This window comes from Streptomyces abyssomicinicus, assembly GCF_008974245.1.
GTDB classification, from domain to species: Bacteria; Actinomycetota; Actinomycetes; order Streptomycetales; family Streptomycetaceae; genus Streptomyces; species Streptomyces abyssomicinicus.
This window is the reverse complement of the sequence record NZ_BBZI01000005.1, coordinates 1,413,509-1,429,635: the sequence shown is the minus strand read 5'-3', so window position 1 is coordinate 1,429,635 and position 16,127 is coordinate 1,413,509. Positions and strand designations below refer to the sequence as shown.

The 16,127-nt window shown below is 73.4% G+C and carries 15 protein-coding genes and 1 riboswitch; of the genes, 1 reads left to right on the top strand and 14 read right to left on the bottom strand.

What is annotated here, in order from left to right; all coding sequences use genetic code 11:
• Positions 1-44: 44 nt before the first annotated feature.
• A complete protein-coding gene (locus tag GBN72_RS05945; RefSeq protein ID WP_151770516.1) occupies positions 45-878 on the bottom strand; it encodes a M23 family metallopeptidase in 834 nt (277 codons plus the stop codon).
• A gap of 2 nt (positions 879-880) precedes the next feature.
• A riboswitch (cyclic di-AMP (ydaO/yuaA leader) is annotated at positions 881-1,047 on the bottom strand.
• A gap of 444 nt (positions 1,048-1,491) precedes the next feature.
• Here GBN72_RS05945 and GBN72_RS05940 point away from each other — a divergent pair.
• On the top strand, positions 1,492-2,289 hold the full coding sequence (locus tag GBN72_RS05940; protein ID WP_151770515.1) for a tyrosine-protein phosphatase: 798 nt from the start codon (positions 1,492-1,494) through the stop codon (positions 2,287-2,289).
• Positions 2,290-2,346: 57 nt separating this feature from the next.
• Here the strand turns inward: GBN72_RS05940 and GBN72_RS05935 are convergent, their stop codons facing one another.
• From GBN72_RS05935 to GBN72_RS05875, 13 genes are all read right to left on the bottom strand, one after another.
• On the bottom strand, positions 2,347-2,487 hold the full coding sequence (locus GBN72_RS05935) for a DUF6126 family protein (RefSeq protein WP_151770514.1): 141 nt from the start codon (positions 2,485-2,487) through the stop codon (positions 2,347-2,349).
• Complete coding sequence (locus tag GBN72_RS05930) at positions 2,484-3,128, bottom strand: helix-turn-helix domain-containing protein (RefSeq protein WP_151770513.1); 645 nt, start codon at positions 3,126-3,128, stop codon at positions 2,484-2,486. Before GBN72_RS05930 ends, GBN72_RS05935 begins: the two co-directional genes overlap by 4 nt.
• A 165-nt stretch (positions 3,129-3,293) precedes the next feature.
• Positions 3,294-4,673 (bottom strand): aspartate aminotransferase family protein, encoded by a 1,380-nt coding sequence (locus GBN72_RS05925; RefSeq protein WP_151770512.1) that lies wholly within the window; start codon positions 4,671-4,673, stop codon positions 3,294-3,296.
• The gene (hpnH, locus tag GBN72_RS05920; protein ID WP_151770511.1) at positions 4,670-5,734 is read right to left on the bottom strand and encodes an adenosyl-hopene transferase HpnH; all 1,065 of its coding nucleotides are present in this window, start codon (positions 5,732-5,734) and stop codon (positions 4,670-4,672) included. Before hpnH ends, GBN72_RS05925 begins: the two co-directional genes overlap by 4 nt.
• 6 nt (positions 5,735-5,740) lie before the next feature.
• Positions 5,741-6,427 carry a phosphorylase family protein gene (locus GBN72_RS05915; RefSeq protein WP_151770510.1) on the bottom strand — a complete coding sequence of 229 codons (687 nt, stop codon included), beginning with the start codon at positions 6,425-6,427 and terminating at the stop codon, positions 5,741-5,743.
• Positions 6,427-8,433, bottom strand: coding sequence for a squalene--hopene cyclase (gene shc, locus GBN72_RS05910; RefSeq protein ID WP_151770509.1), 2,007 nt, complete (start codon positions 8,431-8,433; stop codon positions 6,427-6,429). The genes GBN72_RS05915 and shc overlap by 1 nt, the downstream gene beginning before the upstream one ends.
• A gap of 98 nt (positions 8,434-8,531) precedes the next feature.
• A complete protein-coding gene (locus GBN72_RS05905) occupies positions 8,532-9,656 on the bottom strand; it encodes a polyprenyl synthetase family protein (RefSeq protein ID WP_151770508.1) in 1,125 nt (374 codons plus the stop codon).
• Complete coding sequence (gene hpnE / locus GBN72_RS05900; protein ID WP_151770507.1) at positions 9,653-11,104, bottom strand: hydroxysqualene dehydroxylase HpnE; 1,452 nt, start codon at positions 11,102-11,104, stop codon at positions 9,653-9,655. The genes GBN72_RS05905 and hpnE overlap by 4 nt, the downstream gene beginning before the upstream one ends.
• Positions 11,105-11,123: 19 nt before the next feature.
• Entirely contained in the window at positions 11,124-12,074 is a 951-nt protein-coding gene (gene hpnD / locus GBN72_RS05895; protein WP_151770506.1) for a presqualene diphosphate synthase HpnD, read from the bottom strand.
• On the bottom strand, positions 12,071-12,970 hold the full coding sequence (hpnC, locus tag GBN72_RS05890; protein ID WP_151770505.1) for a squalene synthase HpnC: 900 nt from the start codon (positions 12,968-12,970) through the stop codon (positions 12,071-12,073). Before hpnC ends, hpnD begins: the two co-directional genes overlap by 4 nt.
• A 317-nt stretch (positions 12,971-13,287) precedes the next feature.
• On the bottom strand, positions 13,288-14,067 hold the full coding sequence (locus tag GBN72_RS05885; RefSeq protein ID WP_151770504.1) for an ABC transporter ATP-binding protein: 780 nt from the start codon (positions 14,065-14,067) through the stop codon (positions 13,288-13,290).
• Positions 14,060-14,989, bottom strand: a complete 930-nt coding sequence (locus tag GBN72_RS05880) for an ABC transporter permease (protein ID WP_151770503.1) — start codon at positions 14,987-14,989, stop codon at positions 14,060-14,062. Before GBN72_RS05880 ends, GBN72_RS05885 begins: the two co-directional genes overlap by 8 nt.
• A 177-nt stretch (positions 14,990-15,166) precedes the next feature.
• On the bottom strand, positions 15,167-16,036 hold the full coding sequence (locus GBN72_RS05875; protein ID WP_164540476.1) for a glycosyltransferase family 2 protein: 870 nt from the start codon (positions 16,034-16,036) through the stop codon (positions 15,167-15,169).
• Between the last annotated feature and the right edge of the window lie 91 nt (positions 16,037-16,127).

Below are 16,127 nucleotides of genomic sequence, written 5' to 3'. Positions count from 1 at the left end.
GGGAAGTGCGGCCCTCGGCGCGCGCGACCGCGAGGCCCCAGGGGTCAGCCGACGCTGACGCCGTGCGAGCGCAGGTAGCCGACCGGGTCCACGTCGGAACCGTAGTCGGGCGAGGTACGGACCTCGAAGTGCAGGTGCGGGCCGGTCACGTTGCCGGTGGCGCCGGACAGGCCGATCTGCTGGCCGACGGTGACGGACTGGCCGGCGGAGACGGACAGCTGCGACAGGTGGGCGTACTGGGAGTACATGCCGTCCTGGTGCTGGATGACGACCTGGTTGCCGTAGGCGCCGCCGTTGCCGGCGGAGACCACGGTGCCCGCGGCGACGGACTTCAGCGGGGTGCCGGTGGGCAGGGCGAAGTCGACACCGGTGTGGTAGCCGCTGGACCACATGCTGCCGGCGGTGCGGTAGGCGGTGCCGAGGGCCGCGTCCGCGGGGGCGGTGTAGCCGCCGGTGGCGGCCGCGTCGGCGGCCGTGGTCTTCGGGGCCTCGGCCTTGGGCGCGGCGGCCTTCGCCTGGGCGGGCTTGGCGGCGGCCTTCTTGCCGAGGTCGAGCTTGGTGCCGGGCTTGATCAGGCGCGGGTTGTCGCCGACGACGTCGCGGTTGATCTTGTACAGCTTCTTCCAGCCGCCGGCGACCTTCTTCTTGTCGGCGATCTTCGCCAGGGAGTCGCCCTTCTTGACCTTGTAGGTCTCGGAGGCGGCCTTCTTGGCGGCGACCGGCAGGCTCTGCGCGCCCTGCTGGGGGGCGGCGTGGGCGCCGGCGGCGCCGAAGAGGGGCAGGCCGAGCGCCACGGCGCCCGTTCCGGCGACGGCGATGGAGCGGGTGAGGCGCTGGACGCCGGTGGGACGGCGGTGCTTCTGATGCTTCGCGGGCATGGCTGTGTCCTCTCCGTCGCCTGCGAGGTGAGCTGTCGGGTGCGGGCTGGAGATGCCCGGCCGCGCTGGGCGCGGCTTAACCCCTAGCCCGTTCCGGAGACCGGAACAGGCGTGTACCTGTGGGTCCCCCGCTCCTGCCGTACTCGGGTTACTCGGGTGAGTGTGAGAGATCCGGGCGGCGGCAGGATTAGGCGTCCGTCCGGATCGGATCGTGAACGTATGCGACCGGGGCGCAACGGGACAAGCGCGGGAAAACAGCGAAGGTGCATTGTTTGTGATCACTTAAGTGCAAAACGGTCACAGAGAGTCGTCAGACTCCCCTCAAGTCGGCCACCCCGCACGGAAGTTGCCCGCCCCGGGCCGACGACGCTCGGTCACCGGTATGAGGCTGCTCACCCGGCCGCTCCCCATGACCCCTCACCGCAGGGCGAGTTGTGTTTTACGATGACAAATCAACGTTGCGATGAATTGTCCGTATTGCCGCATTTCTCCCCTGTGGGCTCGTGAAGGTTCCCGTCGGGGCGGCACCCTCTCTGCCCTGGGCGTCCATGTCGTATCGTCGGAGCGCACCTGCCGGTTGCCGCACCGGCGGGGCCTAGTGGGAGGAGCCCCCGTGACGCAGCAGGTCCCGTCGACCGAGCCCCAGCTCGCCGGAGTGCGCAACTTTCGCGACGTGGGCGGGATGCCCACCCAGGACGGCCGCAAGGTGAAGCCCGGCGTGCTGTACCGCAGCGGGCACCTGGCGAGCGCGACCGCCGAGGACGCCGCCTTCCTCGCCTCCCTGAACCTGCACACGGTCTTCGACTTCCGCAACGACGCCGACCGGAGCCTCGAGGGCCCCGACGTCACGCTGCCCGGGGTCAGGGAGGTGCGACTGCCGCTCTCCGACCCGGCCGACGGGGCGGAGTTCTGGAAGCGTGTCCGCCGCGGGGGCATCGACGAGCTCCGGCCCCTGCTGGGCGAGGGACGCGCCGAGCAGCGCATGATCGCCTCCTACCGGACGACCATCCTCACCCGCACCGGCGAGCACACTACGGTGCTGCGCGCCATGGCCGAGGAGAGCGTGCCGGCGCTGATGCACTGCTCGGCGGGCAAGGACCGGGCGGGACTCTCGATCGCGGTCGTGCTGCTCGCGCTGGGCGTGGAGCGGGACGCCATCACCGAGGACTACCTGAAGTCGGGGGCCAAGCACCGGCGCTACAAGCTGCACCGGGGCGGCGAGTCCTCCGACCCGTACACGCCGGAGATCACGGAGCTGCTGAGCCCGCTGTTCGACGCGCGGCCCGAGTACCTGGGGGCCGCCTTCGAGACCATCGAGGAGAACTGGGGCGGGGTCGACGCCTACCTGACGCGGGGCCTCGGGGTGACGCCGGAGCTGCGCGAGAGGCTGCGCGAGAGGCTCCTCGACTGACGGAAGGCCCGGTGCGGGCCTCGTCGGCCCCCACCGGGCCCCGGGCCCGCCTCCGGCTCAGTTGGCGCGGGCGCCCGCCTCGAAGAGCAGCCAGATGAAGCCGGCGAAGAGGTGGCCCGCCACGATGTAGACGAAGAGGCGGATCCACAGGGCACGGGGGAACTTGTCCTCGACGTTCTTCTTGTCGGGGGTCGTCATGACGTGGGCACTCCTGACGGGGTCGGGTGGCCGGCGCTCGCCTCGGGACCGAGGCACAGGGCGGCCGTGGGGCTCTGCAGCAGGGTGTGGACGAACAGGAGCTCGGCTCCGTCCGGCCCGTCGGGAGCCAGGCGGTGCGGGGTGAGCGAGTCGAAGTGGGCGCCGTCCCCGGGGCCGAGCACGTGGCTCGTGTCGCCCAGGTCCAGGCGGAGGCGGCCGGTGAGGACGTGCAGCCACTCCTCGCCCGGGTGGACGCGGACCACCTGGTCCTGCGGGCCGCCGCTGCGGGGGATGCGGACCCGCAGGGCCTGCATGGCCCGGCCCGGCGCCCCTGCGGGCCAGTAGCTCCAGCCCCCGGCCCGGGTCTCCAGGGTGTCGGCGGCCCGCACCACGGCCTCGCGGTCGGGGGCGGTCTCGCCGAGCAGCTCGGAGACGGTGGTGCCGTAGACGCGGGCCAGTCCGAGGAGGACGGGCAGGGAGGGCTGGCGGTGGCCGGTCTCCAGGCGGGACAGGTGGGCCGGGGAGAGGTCCGCGGCCCGGGCGGCGGCCTCCAGCGTGAGGCCCGTGCGGTGGCGCAGCGCGCGGAGCGTGGGGGCTACGCTGGGAAGGTCTCCCGGCGGGCCGGGATCTGCGGCGGACATACCGCCATTCAGCCACTTCCTTGCCTCGGAGGCAACTTCCTTGCCTCCGAGGCAAAAGGGGCCGAGGCGGGCGTCGACGCCTCACGTGAGGGCGGCCCTGGCCGCGTCCGGGGGCGCCCCCGGACTCCCGTCCGGAGGCGGCCCGGCCCGCGGTTCCCCCGCCGCCTAGCGGTTGGCCGCCGCCTGCTTCATCAGCCGGCGGCCGAAGTCCCACACGAGACCTCCCTGATGGGCGTCGTCCATCACCGCCGTGAAGGCCGTCACGAAGCGGTCCACCTCCCGTTCGCCGATGATCAGCGGCGGGATCAGCTTGATCACCTCGAGGTGGTCGCCGGAGACCTGGGTGAGGATCCGGTGCCGGTGCAGCAGGGGCGCCACCACCATCTGCGCGAAGAGCCCCTTCCGGGCCGCCTGGAGCATCGCCCACCGCCCCCGTAGTTTCAGCGATCGGGGGCGGCCGAACTCGATGCCGATCATCAGGCCCCGCCCCCGCACGTCGGCGAGCATCTCGTACCTGTCGGTGAGCGCCGCCAGCCGTGACCGCAGCAGTTCCCCCGTGGCCCTCGCGCCGGCGACGACCTGGTCGTCCTCGATCACCGAGAGGACCGCGAGTCCCGCGGCCATCGCCTGCGCGTTGGAGCCGAAGCTCGCGGAGTGGACCAGTACGCGGTCCATGGAGGAGTAGACCTTCTTGAAGATCCAGTCCCTGCCCAGCGTCGCCCCCACCGGCACGTAGCCGCCCGAGAGCGCCTTGGCCACGCACACCAGGTCCGGTTCCACGCCCTCATCGTGCTGGTAGGCGTAGAAGTCGCCGGTGCGCCCCAGCCCGGTCTGCACCTCGTCGGCGATCAGCAGCGCCTTGTGCCGGCGCAGGAGCCCCTGCGCCGCGCGCAGGTAGCCGGGCGGCGCCTCGTGCACGCCCTTGCCTTGGACGGGTTCCACGATCAGCGCGGCCACGTCGCCCCGCGCCAGTTCGCGCTCCAGGGCGGTGAGGTCGCCCAGCGGAACGGCGGTGTCCGGCAGGAGGGGGCCGAAACCGTCCCGGAAGCCCTTCTCGCCGTTCACGGACAGGGAGCCGGCGGTCAGGCCGTGGAAGGCGTGGTCGCAGTGGAGGACGCGGGGGCGCCCGGTGGCCCGGCGGGCGAACTTCAGCGCGGTCTCCACCGCCTCGGTGCCGCTGTTGCCGAAGAAGACGCGGTCCAGGTGCGGGCTGTGGGCCAGCAGCCGCTCGGCCAGCAGGCCGGGCAGCGGCGGGCAGTCGAAGCGGGTGAGGTCGGCGAGCCGGGCGTCGAGGACGTCGTGGAGGGCCTTGCGGACGACCGGGTGGTGGCGGCCGAGCCCCATGACGCCGAAGCCGGCCAGCATGTCCAGGTAGTCGTTGCCCTCGGCGTCCCAGAAGTAGGCGCCCTCGGCCCGCTCGTAGACCTTGTCGAAGCCGAGGGTGCGCAGCATCCGCGGCAGCTGGTGGTTGAGGTGGCGCTCGTGGAGGGCGTACCGCTCGCCGGAGCGGGCCTCGAGCAGGGCGGCGAGGTCGAAGCACGTCACGGCAGTTCCTTCACGGCCGTGGCCCGCCTCTCGGGCTGGTGGGCGCGGTGGGTGGCGACGGTGTCGCGCAGCGCGCGCAGGGACTCCTTGAGGGATCCCATGGTGGCGAGGACGGCGGTCGGCTCGTAGCCGCAGTGCGCCATGCAGTTGGCGCAGCGCGGGTCCTTGCCGCGTCCGTACTTCTCCCAGTCGGTCTCCTCGACCAGTTCCCGGTAGGTGGGCACGTACCCGTCGCTCATCAGGTAGCAGGGGCGCTGCCAGCCGAAGAGCGAGTAGTTGGGGATGGCCCAGGCGGTGCAGTCGAAGTCGGCGCGGCCTTCGAGGAAGTCGAGGAAGAGCGGGGAGTGGTTGAGCCTCCAGCGGCGGCGGTTGCCTCCGGAGAAGGCCTTGCGGAAGAGTTCGCGGGTCTGCTCCACGCCGAGGAAGTGCTCCTGGTCCGGGGCCTTCTCGTAGGCGTAGGCGGGCGAGATCATCATCTCGTCCACCTCCAGCTCGTCGTTGAGGTAGTCGAGGACCTCCACGACGGTCTGCGGCGTGTCGGTGTTGAAGAAGGTGGAGTTGGTGGTGACCCGGAAGCCGCGCCGCTTGGCCTCCTTGACGGCCGCCACCGCCTCGTCGAAGACGCCCGCCTTGGCGACCGAGGCGTCGTGCCTCTCGCGCAGGCCGTCGATGTGGACGGCGAAGGCGAAGTAGCGGGAGGGCTCGAAGAGGTCGAGCTTCTTGCGGAGCAGCATGGCGTTGGTGCAGAGGAAGACGTACTTGCGCCGGGCGACGAGCTGGCGGACGATCTCGTCGATCTGGGGGTGCATCAGCGGCTCGCCGCCGGCGATGGACACCATGGGGGCGCCTGACTCGACGACCGCGCCGACGGCCTGGGCGACCGGCATGCGCTGCTTGAGGATTCCGGCGGGGTGCTGGATCTTGCCGCAGCCCTCGCACTTGAGGTTGCAGGCGAAGAGCGGCTCCAGTTCCACGATGAGCGGGAACCTGTCACGGCGGCGGAGCTTCTGTCGGGCCAGATATGTAGCGACCGTGACGGACTGGCGCAGCGGCATGGCCATCTGGGCTCACCTCCTGGGGGGCGGCAGGGAACGGTGCCATTCGAAGAAGGCCGGGAGTACCCGGCGCAGGACGTGGAACGCCGTCATTCCACCTTTGAATGTCCCGATCCGGACCAGTTCGTGCTCCGGGGCGTCCACGACCACCCGGACGGCGGCGACCGGACGGGTTCCGGCACGGACGGCGGTGAGGAGTGTGGCGGCGGACTCCATGTCGGCGGCGACGGCGCCGTCGGCCCGCAGCGCGCGCCGTTCGGCGCCGCGGACCACGTGGTCCGTGCCGGTGAGCAGGCCGGTGTGGACGGTGCGGCCGGGCAGGGCGCGGGTGAGTTCCTTGACCAGCGGCCCGGTGGCGGTGCACCGGACGGCGCCCTCCGGGTCGTGGGTCTCCTCGGCGACGACCAGGTCGCCGGGGTGCATGCCGGGGGCGAGCCCGGCGCAGAATCCGGTGGCCAGCACCGCGGCGTCGGCCAGCGCCTCTGCGCCCAGGACGCGGACCACGGAGCGGCGGGCGGCGGCGGCGCCCATGCCGGTGCGCAGCACCGTGACGGGTCCGGACGGTCCGCCGCCCCGGCCCGTGGCGCGGGCGGCGGCGCGCAGGGCGATCTGCTCGATGCCGAGCGCGCAGGCGACCAGCAGCGGGGCCGGGCCGGACGGACCGGCGCCGGACGGGTGCGGCCCCGGCGACGGGCCCATCAGTGCGCCTTCGCGGCGAAGGGTTCCCCGTTCAGGTACCGGCCGAGCGCGGTGAGCGGGAACACCTGCCGGTAGAGGTGGTAGTTGATGGAGAAGTCCCACGGGAAGCCGGTGCCGGTGAACTGGGGCTCGTCCCAGGTGCCGTCGTCGCGCTGGGTGGCGGCCAGCCAGGCGACGCCGCGTTCCACCGCCTCGGACCGGTGTTCCCCGGCGGCGAGCAGGGCCATCAGGGCCCAGCCGGTCTGCGAGGCGGTGGAGTCCCCGCGGCCGGCCCACCCTCCGGGTTCCCGGTAGGACCGCAGGTCCTCGCCCCAGCCGCCGTCCGCGTTCTGCACGGACCGCAGCCAGCGGACGGCCCGGCGGATCGCCTGGTGTCCGGGGGGCAGGCCGGCGGCGATCAGGGCGGGGACGGCCGAGCCGGTGCCGTAGACGTAGTTGACGCCCCAGCGGCCGAACCAGCTTCCGTCCGGCTCCTGTTCCCGCAGCAGCCAGTCGACGCCGCGCCGGGTGCGGGGGTCGTCGGCGTGTCCCTCGGCGGCGAGCATCTCCACCACATGGGCGGTGACGTCGGCGGACGGGGGGTCGATGACCTCGCCGAAGTCGCAGAACGGGAGCCGGTTGGGCAGCGCGCCGGTGTTGTCGACGTCGAAGGCGCCCCAGCCGCCTCCGGCGGACTGCATGCCGAGGTTCCAGCGGACGCCGCGGGCGACGGCGTGCTCCACCCGCTCGGGGTCGTGGTGCCTGACCCGGCGCAGCGCGAGGACCACCTCGGCGGTGTCGTCCATGTCGGGGTAGTTGTCGTTGTGGAACTCGAAGGCCCATCCGCCGGGCGGGAGTTGGGGTCGGCGCACGGACCAGTCGCCGGGCCGTACGACCTGTTCGCCGAGCATCCAGTCGGCGGCCTTCACCAGTTGGGGGTGGTCGGCGGGCAGTCCGGCGTCGGCGAGGGCGATGACGGCGAGGCAGGTGTCCCAGACCGGCGACTGGCAGGCCTCGATCATCCGGGCGCCGTCCTCGCGCCGCACCGCGAAGCGGTCCAGGGCCTCGATGCCCGCCCGCATCACCGGATGGCCGAGGTCGTAGCCGAGCAGGTGGAGGGCGATCAGGGAGTACACGTGCGGGGGCTGGATGCCGCCCCAGCAGCCGTCGTTCTCCTGGCGTTCGACGATCCACCGGGCGGCGGCGTTCATCGCCGCCCGGCGGAGCGGGCGCGGGGCGATGCCGCGGTAGCGGCGCAGCGCGTCGTCGATGCGCAGGAAGACGCCGTCCCAGCCGGTGGCGGGCGCGGGGGGCCTGGGCGGGAGGGGCGCGGCGGGGTCGGCGTGCAGTTCGTCCAGCGGGAACGGCGCGGGGCGTACCGGGCGTTTCGCGGAGACGACGGTGAGCGGGACGATGGTCTGCCGGGCCCAGCAGCCGAAGTCGTAGATGTTGAGCGGGACCCACTTCGGCAGGAAGATCATCTCGGGTGGCAGTTCGGGCAGGTCCTGCCAGCGCCACCAGCCGAAGAGGGCGAGCCAGATGCGGGTGAAGACCCGGGTGGCGGCGACGCCGCCCTGTGCGCGGACCCAGGTGGCGGCCCGCGCCATGTGCGGGGCGTCGGGGGTGTCGCCGGCCAGGCGCAGGGCGATGTAGGCCTCGACGGTGGTGGAGAGGTCGGCGGGGCCGCCGTGGAAGGAGGCCCAGGTGCCGTCCTCGCGCTGCTGCCCGCGGACGTACAGGGCGGCGGCGTGGGCGGTGTCCTCGTCGAGGATGCCGAGGAACCGGCGCAGCAGCAGGTCCTCGGCGTCCATGGTGACGTTGGTCTCCAGGTCGCCCTTCCACCAGCCCTCGGCGTCCTGGGTGGCCAGCAGGAAGTCGGTGGCCCGCCGGGCGGCGAGGGCGGCGGCCTCGCGGGGGCCGGCCGGCCCGTCCCCGGGGGGACGGTCGGTGGGGCCGGCCGGAGTCGTTCCGGCCGGTCCGGCGCGGGTCGGCAGCGCGCCGGTGCTTCCGTCGGTTGTCGCGGTCATGGCTTCCCCTTCCTGCAGTGTGCGTCTGCTGCGGGTCCGCCACCGGCCGGCTTCCTGGGAAGCCGCCGGCGACTACGCGGTGCTCGGACCTTCCGGGATCATCTCGTGCGAACCACCACGAAGTCGGCGAGCGCCACGAACTCTTCCCGCACCCGGGCGGGCATCTCCACCTCGTCGAGGGCCCGCAGGGCGACGGCGTGCTGGCGGCGGGCCTCGTCGGCGGTCCACGCCCGGCCACCGGCCTCCTCGATCAGCGCGGCGCGGGAGGCGAACTCCTCCTCGGAGAAGTTCTCGAAGTCGCTGATCCCGGCGTCGGCGGCGAGGATCTCGCCCAGCTTCTCGGAGGCGGGTCCGCCGGCCGCGAGGGCGGCCACCACCGGCAGGGACTTCTTGCGCTGGCGCAGGTCGCTCCAGGTCTGCTTGCCGGTGGAGTCCGGGTCGCCCCAGATGCCGAGCAGGTCGTCGACGGCCTGGAAGGCGAGGCCGAGGTGGTAGCCGTAGCGTTCGAGGGCGTCCGCCGTGCGGTCGTCGGCGCCGCCGAGGACGGCGCCGATGGAGCAGGCGCAGGCGAGGAGGGCGCCGGTCTTGTTGCCCTCCATCTCCAGGCACTCCTCGACGGTGACCCGCTCGCGGTGCTCGTAGGAGATGTCCTGGGCCTGGCCGTCGATCAGCGCCCGGCTGGCGGCGGTCAGGCGCCGGGCGGCGCGGCCCGCCTCGACGGTGCCGAGCTCCAGCAGTACCTCGTTGGCCAGGGCGAACAGGGCGTCGCCGACCAGGATCGCCTGGGCGGGGCCGTGCACCTTCCAGACGGTGTCGCGGTGGCGGCGCTGCTCGTCGCCGTCCATCAGGTCGTCGTGCAGCAGCGAGAAGTTGTGGACCAGCTCCACAGCGACGGCTCCGGCGATCCCCACCTCGGGTGCGGCGCCGGCGGCCTCGGCGGACATCACCGCGAGGGCGGGGCGCACGGCCTTGCCGCCGTCCCCGGAGGCCGGGTTGCCTTCGGCGTCGATCCAGCCGAAGTGGTAGGCGGCGACGGTGTCCATGGGCGCCGCGAGACGCTCCACGGCGGCCCTCAGCACCGGTGTGGCCAGCGTCCGGCCGCGCTCCAGCAGCGCGGTCACGTCCACCGCGTCGGCAGCCTTCTCGGCCGGGGGCACAGTGGGCACAGTCTCTCCTCGTGTGGTGACAGGGATGGGCGGCGCCGCGCCGGCGCGGGCGCTCATGCGGCGCCGCCTGGGAGGCTTGCGGCGGGCGCCGGTGCGGGTTCGAAGTCGAGGCGGGCGTGGCGGGCGCGGCCCAGGGTGGTCAGGGCGGCGTCGGCCGCGCCGAGGCCGCTGCGGACGGCGCCCTCCATGGTGGCGGGCCAGCCGGTGGCGGTCCACGCCCCGGCCAGGGCGAGTCCGGGCAGCCGGGTCCGGGCACCGGGCCGCAGCCGGCCGACGCCGGGGGCGGGGGTGAAGGTGGCGGTGCGTTCGCGGGTGACGAAGAAGTCCCGCACCCGGGCGCCGCGGGTGAGCGGCAGGAGTTTCTCCAGCTCCGGCAGGTACCGGGCGCGCAGTTCGGCGACCGGGGCGTCGATGTCCTCGTGGGCGGCGGACTGCGAGAGCGCGAGGTACTGGCCCTCGGTCAGCCCGGACGCCGCGGTGCGGTCGAAGACCCACTGGATCGGGGTGCCCAGACCGGCGACGAACGGGGCGTCGAGGACCGTGCGGTCGTAGACGACGTGCACGTTGAGGATGGGCGAGTGGCCGATCTCCAGGAGCCGTCCGGCGTCCTCGACCGCTCCGGCGGGCAGCAGTGCGTGGGTCTCCCGGGGCGGCACCGCGAGGACCACCGCGTCTGCGGCGAGCGTCCCGGGGCCGTCCGCGCCCTCGGTGAGGTCCACCTGCCAGCGGCCGTCCTCGCGGCGGGTCAGGCCGGTGGCCCGGGCGCGGGTGACCACGCGGACCCCCGCGGCCTCCATGGCCCGGCGGGCGAGGGTGTCGTGCAGGTCGCCGAGGGGGACGCGGGCCCAGCCGATGTCGGCGGCGCCGGCCTCGGAGAGCAGCCCGGTGCGCAGCACCATGGCGGCCAGTGCCAGCGAGACGTCGCCGGCCCGGGCGTTGAGGGTGGCGACGCCGATCAGGTCCCACAGCGCCTCGACGGCGCGCGGCGACTGGCCGTGGGAGGCCAGCCAGCTGCCGAAGTCCTGTTCGTCGAGGGCCGGGTCCTCGGGGTCGAGCCGGTACAGCGCGGCGGCCGCGCGGCCCACCCGGGCGCGGTCGGCGAGCGTCAGGTGCGGGTAGGCGGTGAGGCTGCGGCCGAGGTGCAGCGGCACCGGCAGCGGGTCGCGCCGCAGCCTGCCGAGCCGGCGGCCCGCGGGCCGGGCCACGTCGACGACGGGCACGTCGAGACGTTCCTGCAGCGGGGCGAGCCCGGCGCCGCCGACCCGTTCGAGGAACCAGCGGTAGGCGGTGCAGCAGCGCAGGTACACGTGCTGCCCGTTGTCCACGGTCAGCTCGCCGCGGCGGAAGGAGAAGGCGAGGCCGCCGAGCCGGGGGCGGCCCTCCAGCAGGGTGACGCGGACGCCGGAGTCGGCGAGGGACAGCGCGGCGGTGACGCCGGCCAGCCCGCCGCCCACGACGACGGCGTCGCCCGGGCCGGTGGCGCGGGCCGTCGTGGTGCGGGTCATCGGGTCCCCTCCGGTGCGGTCACGAGGGCCTCCTGACGCCGCGTCGGGTGACGGTGCGGGCGTCCAGGCCGGACAGGCCGCGGACGGCGACGTACGCCTTCTCCCGGCCGGGCAGGGATACCCGGCCGCGCAGCACGGCCTCCGGGTCGCGCTCGATGCGGTCCAGCAGGCGCCGGTAGATCCCGGCCATGGCGGCGACGCAGGCGCCGCTGCGCCGGTCGAGCATGGGCAGCAGCCGGTAGCCCTCGGCGAACAGGGCGCGGGCCCTGTGCACCTCGAAGTGCACGAGCCCGGCGAAGTCGGAGCCGGCGGGCGGCAGCGGGCCGTCGAAGCCGGCCGAGCAGCCGAACTTGGCCAGGTCCTCGGCGGGCAGGTAGGTGCGGCCGCCCTCCGCGTCCTCGCGCAGGTCGCGCAGGATGTTGGTGAGCTGGAGCGCGAGGCCGAGCGTGTCGGCGTACTCGGCCGCGCGGCCGGCCTCGGGCGCCCCGGGGTCGGCGCCGAAGACGCCGAGCGAGAGACGGCCGATCGCGCCCGCCACGCACCGGCAGTACAGCGCCAGGTCGTCCCAGGTCTCGTAGGTCGCGCCGTGGACGTCCATCACCACGCCGTCGATCAGCTCGTCCAGTCCGCCCAGCGGTATCGGGAAGACGCGTGCCGCGTGCGCCAGGGCCACCGCCACCGGGTCGGTGTCGTAGTCGTCGATCCCGCCCTCGCGGATCCGGGCGAGCAGTGCCCGTGTCTCGTCCAGGCGGACCGCCTTGACCTCGGGCGGCAGGTCGCCGTCGCCGATGTCGTCGACGCGCCGGGAGAAGGCGTAGAGCGCCGACATGGCGCGTCGTTTGCCCTCGGGCAGCAGCCGGATGCCGTAGGCGAAGTTGCGCGCCTGTTGTCCGGTGACGGTCTCGCAGTAGCTGTAGGCGGCGAGCACCGGCGCGGACACGTCCCGCTCGGGGTCCACGGTCGGGATCACCTCTCTCCTCGCAGGATCGCGCCCGCCTCACGCAGCAGGCGTACCTTGCCGGCCCTCGGCGGGCCGGGCAGCACGTCGAACCCGGCGGCGGCGACGGCGGCGAGCGCCGCCCGGCCGCCGGCGGTGAATCCGGTCAGCAGCAGCCGCAGCCGGCCGGACACGCTCGCGACCAGGGGCACGCCCTCGTCCAGCAGCGTCCGCGCGCGGTCGGCCTCGAAGGCGATCAGCGCCCGGACGGACGCGTTGGCCGTGGGTGCGGCGAGGTCGGCCTCGTCGACGTGAAAACGTTTCATGTCCTGCAGCGGCAGGTAGATCCGGCCCCGGCCCAGGTCCTCGCGGACGTCCTGGACGTGCTCGACGACCTGGAGCGCGGTGCACACCGCGTCGGAGCGGCGGATCCGTTCGGGGGTGGCCGTCCCGGTGACGGCGAGCACCAGGCGGCCGACGGGGTTGGCCGACAGTTCGCAGTAGGCGAGCAGGTCGTCCCAGGTCTCGTAGCGCGTGACCTGCTGGTCCTGCCGGTTGGCGGCGACCAGGGCGAGGAACGGCTCGGGGGTGAGGCCGGCCCGGCGGACGGTCGGCGCGAGGGCGGCGACCAGCGGATGGCCGGCCCGGCCGCCGCCGAACAGGCGACCGAGGTCCGCCTCCAGTGCGTCGAGCGTCAGGAGCCGGTCGTCGGCGTCGGCGGGGGCGACGCCCAGCAGCCGGGCGTCCTCGCCGCCGGGGGCGAGGTCGCCGTCGCCGATGTCGTCGACCAGACGGGCGAAGCCGTAGACGGCCATCAGGTCCTCGCGCCAGGCGCGGGGCAGGAAGAACGGTGCCACGGGGAAGTTCTCGTCGGCCGCCTTGTCGAGGGTGCCGTCCCCGGCACGCGGCGCCGCGGCGCGCCTCACCACGCGCGGCCCTGGACGAGGACGGCGGACCCTACGGGTCGGGGAGCTTCCGTAGCCATTGCCGTCATGTCTCCCGTTCTACACCGTGGATCTAAATCGCACTATTTCGGACACGCCGCCCGCGGGGCGACGCGCTCGGGTGCGAGGAATACGCCGATTCGTCGGGCTTGCCGTGATTGCGGCGCCCGAACCACCCTACGTGGCGCTCCGTCGCTGGTCGGCAGGGGGGTGCCCCCCGGTCACGACAGCACGGACCAGGCCGGAGAACGCGGCGCCGCGCCCGCGCGGGGCGGGCGCGGCGCGACCGGGCCGTCACGGCGTCACTTCGCCGTGAACTCCTCGTACTCCTTGAGGACCTCGTCGGTGGGTCCGTCCATCCGCAGCTCGCCGCGCTCCAGCCAGAGCACCCGCTCGCAGGTGTCGCGGATCGACTTGTTGTTGTGGCTCACCAGGAAGACGGTGCCCGCCTGCTGGCGCAGCTCGCGGATCCGGGCCTCGGAGCGCTTCTGGAACTTGCGGTCGCCGGTGGCCAGCGCCTCGTCGATCATCAGCACGTCGTGGTCCTTGGCCGCGGCGATGGAGAACCGCAGACGGGCCGCCATGCCGGAGGAGTAGGTCCGCATGGGCAGGCTGATGAAGTCGCCCTTCTCGTTGATGCCGGAGAAGTCGACGATCTCCTGGTAGCGCTCCCGGATCTGCTCGCGCGACATGCCCATGGCGAGACCGCCGAGTATGACGTTGCGCTCGCCGGTCAGGTCGTTCATCAGGGCGGCGTTGACGCCCAGCAGGGAGGGCTGGCCGTTGGTGTACACCCTGCCGCGCTCGGCGGGCAGCAGGCCGGCGATGGCCCGCAGCAGGGTGGACTTGCCGGAGCCGTTGGAGCCGATGAGGCCGATGGCCTCGCCCTTGTACGAGACGAAGGAGACGCCGCGCACGGCGTGCACCTCGCGCACGCCCCGTTCCTCGCCGCGGCGCAGGATGCGGGAGAGCGCGGCGGTGGCGCTGCCCTTGCCCTTCTTGGCGCCGTTGACCTTGTAGACGATGTGCAGTTCGTCCGCGATCACCGTGGGGACGCGGGCTTCCTGGTGCTGCTCAGCCACGGCCGTACCTCTCCTCAGCCTTCCAGAAGTACACGAAGCCGCCGGCCAGGATCACCACGGCCCAGCCCAGCGCCACCGCCCACACGTGCGGCGGAAGGTTCTCGGACCCGTAGCCGTCGATGAGCGCGAAGCGGATCAGGTCCATGTACACGGCGGCCGGGTTCCACTGGAGCACGTCCGCGATCCACCGGGGCCGGCCCTCGAGCATGGCCGGGATGGAGAACATCACGCCGGAGGCGTACATCCAGGTGCGGGTGACGAACGGCATCAGCTGGGCCAGGTCGGGGGTGTGCGCCCCGGCCCGCGCCATGATCAGTGCCAGCCCGGTGTTGAAGCCGAACTGCAGCAGCAGCGCGGGGACGATCAGCAGCCAGGACAGCGAGGGCCGGCTGCCGAAGACCATCACCACCACGAACAGCACGATCATCGACACCAGCAGCTGCTGGAGCTGCTGGAGGGCGAAGGAGATCGGCAGCGAGGCCCGTGGGAAGTGCAGCGCCCGCACCAGGCCCAGGTTGCCCGAGATGGCGCGGACGCCGGACATCACCGACGTCTGGGTGAAGGTGAACACGAACACGCCGGTCACCAGGAACGGGATGTACACGTCCTTGGGCAGACCGCGGCCCGCGTTCAGGATGAGCCCGAAGATCAGGTAGTAGACCAGCGCGTTGAGCAGCGGCGTCACCACCTGCCAGAGCTGGCCGAGCTTGGCCTGGCTGTACTGGGCGGACAGCTTGGCGCGCGAGAAGGCGACGATGAAGTGCCTGCGGTTCCACAGCTGACGCACGTAGGCCGGGATCGCGGGCCGCGCTCCGCTCACGGACAGGCCGTACCGGGCGGCGAGCTCCGCCGCCGTCGGACCGTCGTCGGGCGCCGGGCGCGGACTCACCGCGACCGGGCCGTCATGCGTTGACTCACTCACTGCTCGAACTCTCGCTGTCTCGGGTGGATACGGCGTGTCGGTGGGCCGCCGTGCGGGTGCACGGACGGGGACGGGCACGTTCGCGGACGGGCACGGCCGCGGACGGGCACGGCCGCGGACCGGGGCACGGCGGCGAGCCGGCACGGCCGCGGCCCGGTCCTCACTCCGACGAGCTTGTCAGATGACCGGCGGCCGGCCCAGTCTTGTCAGCCGCCAAACGGTACGCCACCGCATCGGACGCCGGGGGCCGCAGGGGGAGGTCCATCCCTCCTTGAAGCCGCCGAACCAGGCCTTGAGCGCGGCCCCGGAACGGGTGCGCAGGAGGGTCAGCGCCATCCATACGCCCAGGTAGACCGGGACGAGCAGGGCGGGCAGGTTGCGGCGGGCCAGCCAGACCCGGTTGCGGGCCACCATCCGGTGGTAGACCGCGTGCCGGGAGGGGGCCGTGGTGGGGTGGTACAGGACCATGTCGGCCCGGTAGTCGATCATCCAGCCGGCGTCCAGGGCGCGCCAGGCGAGGTCGGTCTCCTCGTGGGCGTAGAAGAACTCGTCGGGGAGTCCGCCCACCTGGGCCAGGACCTCGGTGCGCACCGCGTTGGCGCCGCCCAGGAAGGTGGTGACCCGGGAGGAGCGCATCGGGTCGGCGGCGCGCAGCCGGGGGACGTGCCGGCGCTGGGTCTCGCCGGTGTCCGGGTCGGCGATCCGGAAGCTGACGATGCCCAGCTCGGGGTCGGCCGCGAAGGCCTGCCGGCACAGCTCGGCGGTGTCGGTGCGGGCGAGCAGCCCGTCGTCGTCCAGGAAGAGCAGGATGTCGGCGTCGTAGCCGGGGCTTCCGGTGCCGCCGGTACCTCCGGTGCGGAACGCCTCGATGCCGACGTTGCGTCCGCCGGGGATGCCCAGGTTCTCGGGCAGCTCGACGGTGCGCACGCCCTCGGGCACGTCCGGCACGGGGGCGCCGTTGCCGACCACGACGACCTCGACCGGGTCGCCCTCCTGGCGGGCCACCGAGTCGAGCAGCGCGCGCAGTTCGTCGGGGCGGTTGCCCATGGTGATGATCACCGCGCCCACCTTGGCCGGCCGGGGGCCGGCGGTGGGGGTGGCGTCCGGCGTGGCCTGGGTCACGGCGTCCTTCAGGGAT

Excerpts from the sequence above, each read along its gene's own strand:
- GBN72_RS05945 (WP_151770516.1), bottom strand. The coding sequence starts at position 878 with ATGCCCGCGAAGCATCAGAAGCACCGCCGTCCCACCGGCGTCCAGCGC.
- GBN72_RS05935 (WP_151770514.1), bottom strand. The coding sequence starts at position 2,487 with ATGACGACCCCCGACAAGAAGAACGTCGAGGACAAGTTCCCCCGTGCC.
- GBN72_RS05930 (WP_151770513.1), bottom strand. The coding sequence starts at position 3,128 with ATGTCCGCCGCAGATCCCGGCCCGCCGGGAGACCTTCCCAGCGTAGCC.
- hpnH (WP_151770511.1), bottom strand. The coding sequence starts at position 5,734 with ATGGCCATGCCGCTGCGCCAGTCCGTCACGGTCGCTACATATCTGGCC.
- GBN72_RS05915 (WP_151770510.1), bottom strand. The coding sequence starts at position 6,427 with ATGGGCCCGTCGCCGGGGCCGCACCCGTCCGGCGCCGGTCCGTCCGGC.
- shc (WP_151770509.1), bottom strand. The coding sequence starts at position 8,433 with ATGACCGCGACAACCGACGGAAGCACCGGCGCGCTGCCGACCCGCGCC.
- GBN72_RS05905 (WP_151770508.1), bottom strand. The coding sequence starts at position 9,656 with ATGAGCGCCCGCGCCGGCGCGGCGCCGCCCATCCCTGTCACCACACGA.
- hpnE (WP_151770507.1), bottom strand. The coding sequence starts at position 11,104 with ATGACCCGCACCACGACGGCCCGCGCCACCGGCCCGGGCGACGCCGTC.
- GBN72_RS05875 (WP_164540476.1), bottom strand. The coding sequence starts at position 16,036 with ATGGGCAACCGCCCCGACGAACTGCGCGCGCTGCTCGACTCGGTGGCC.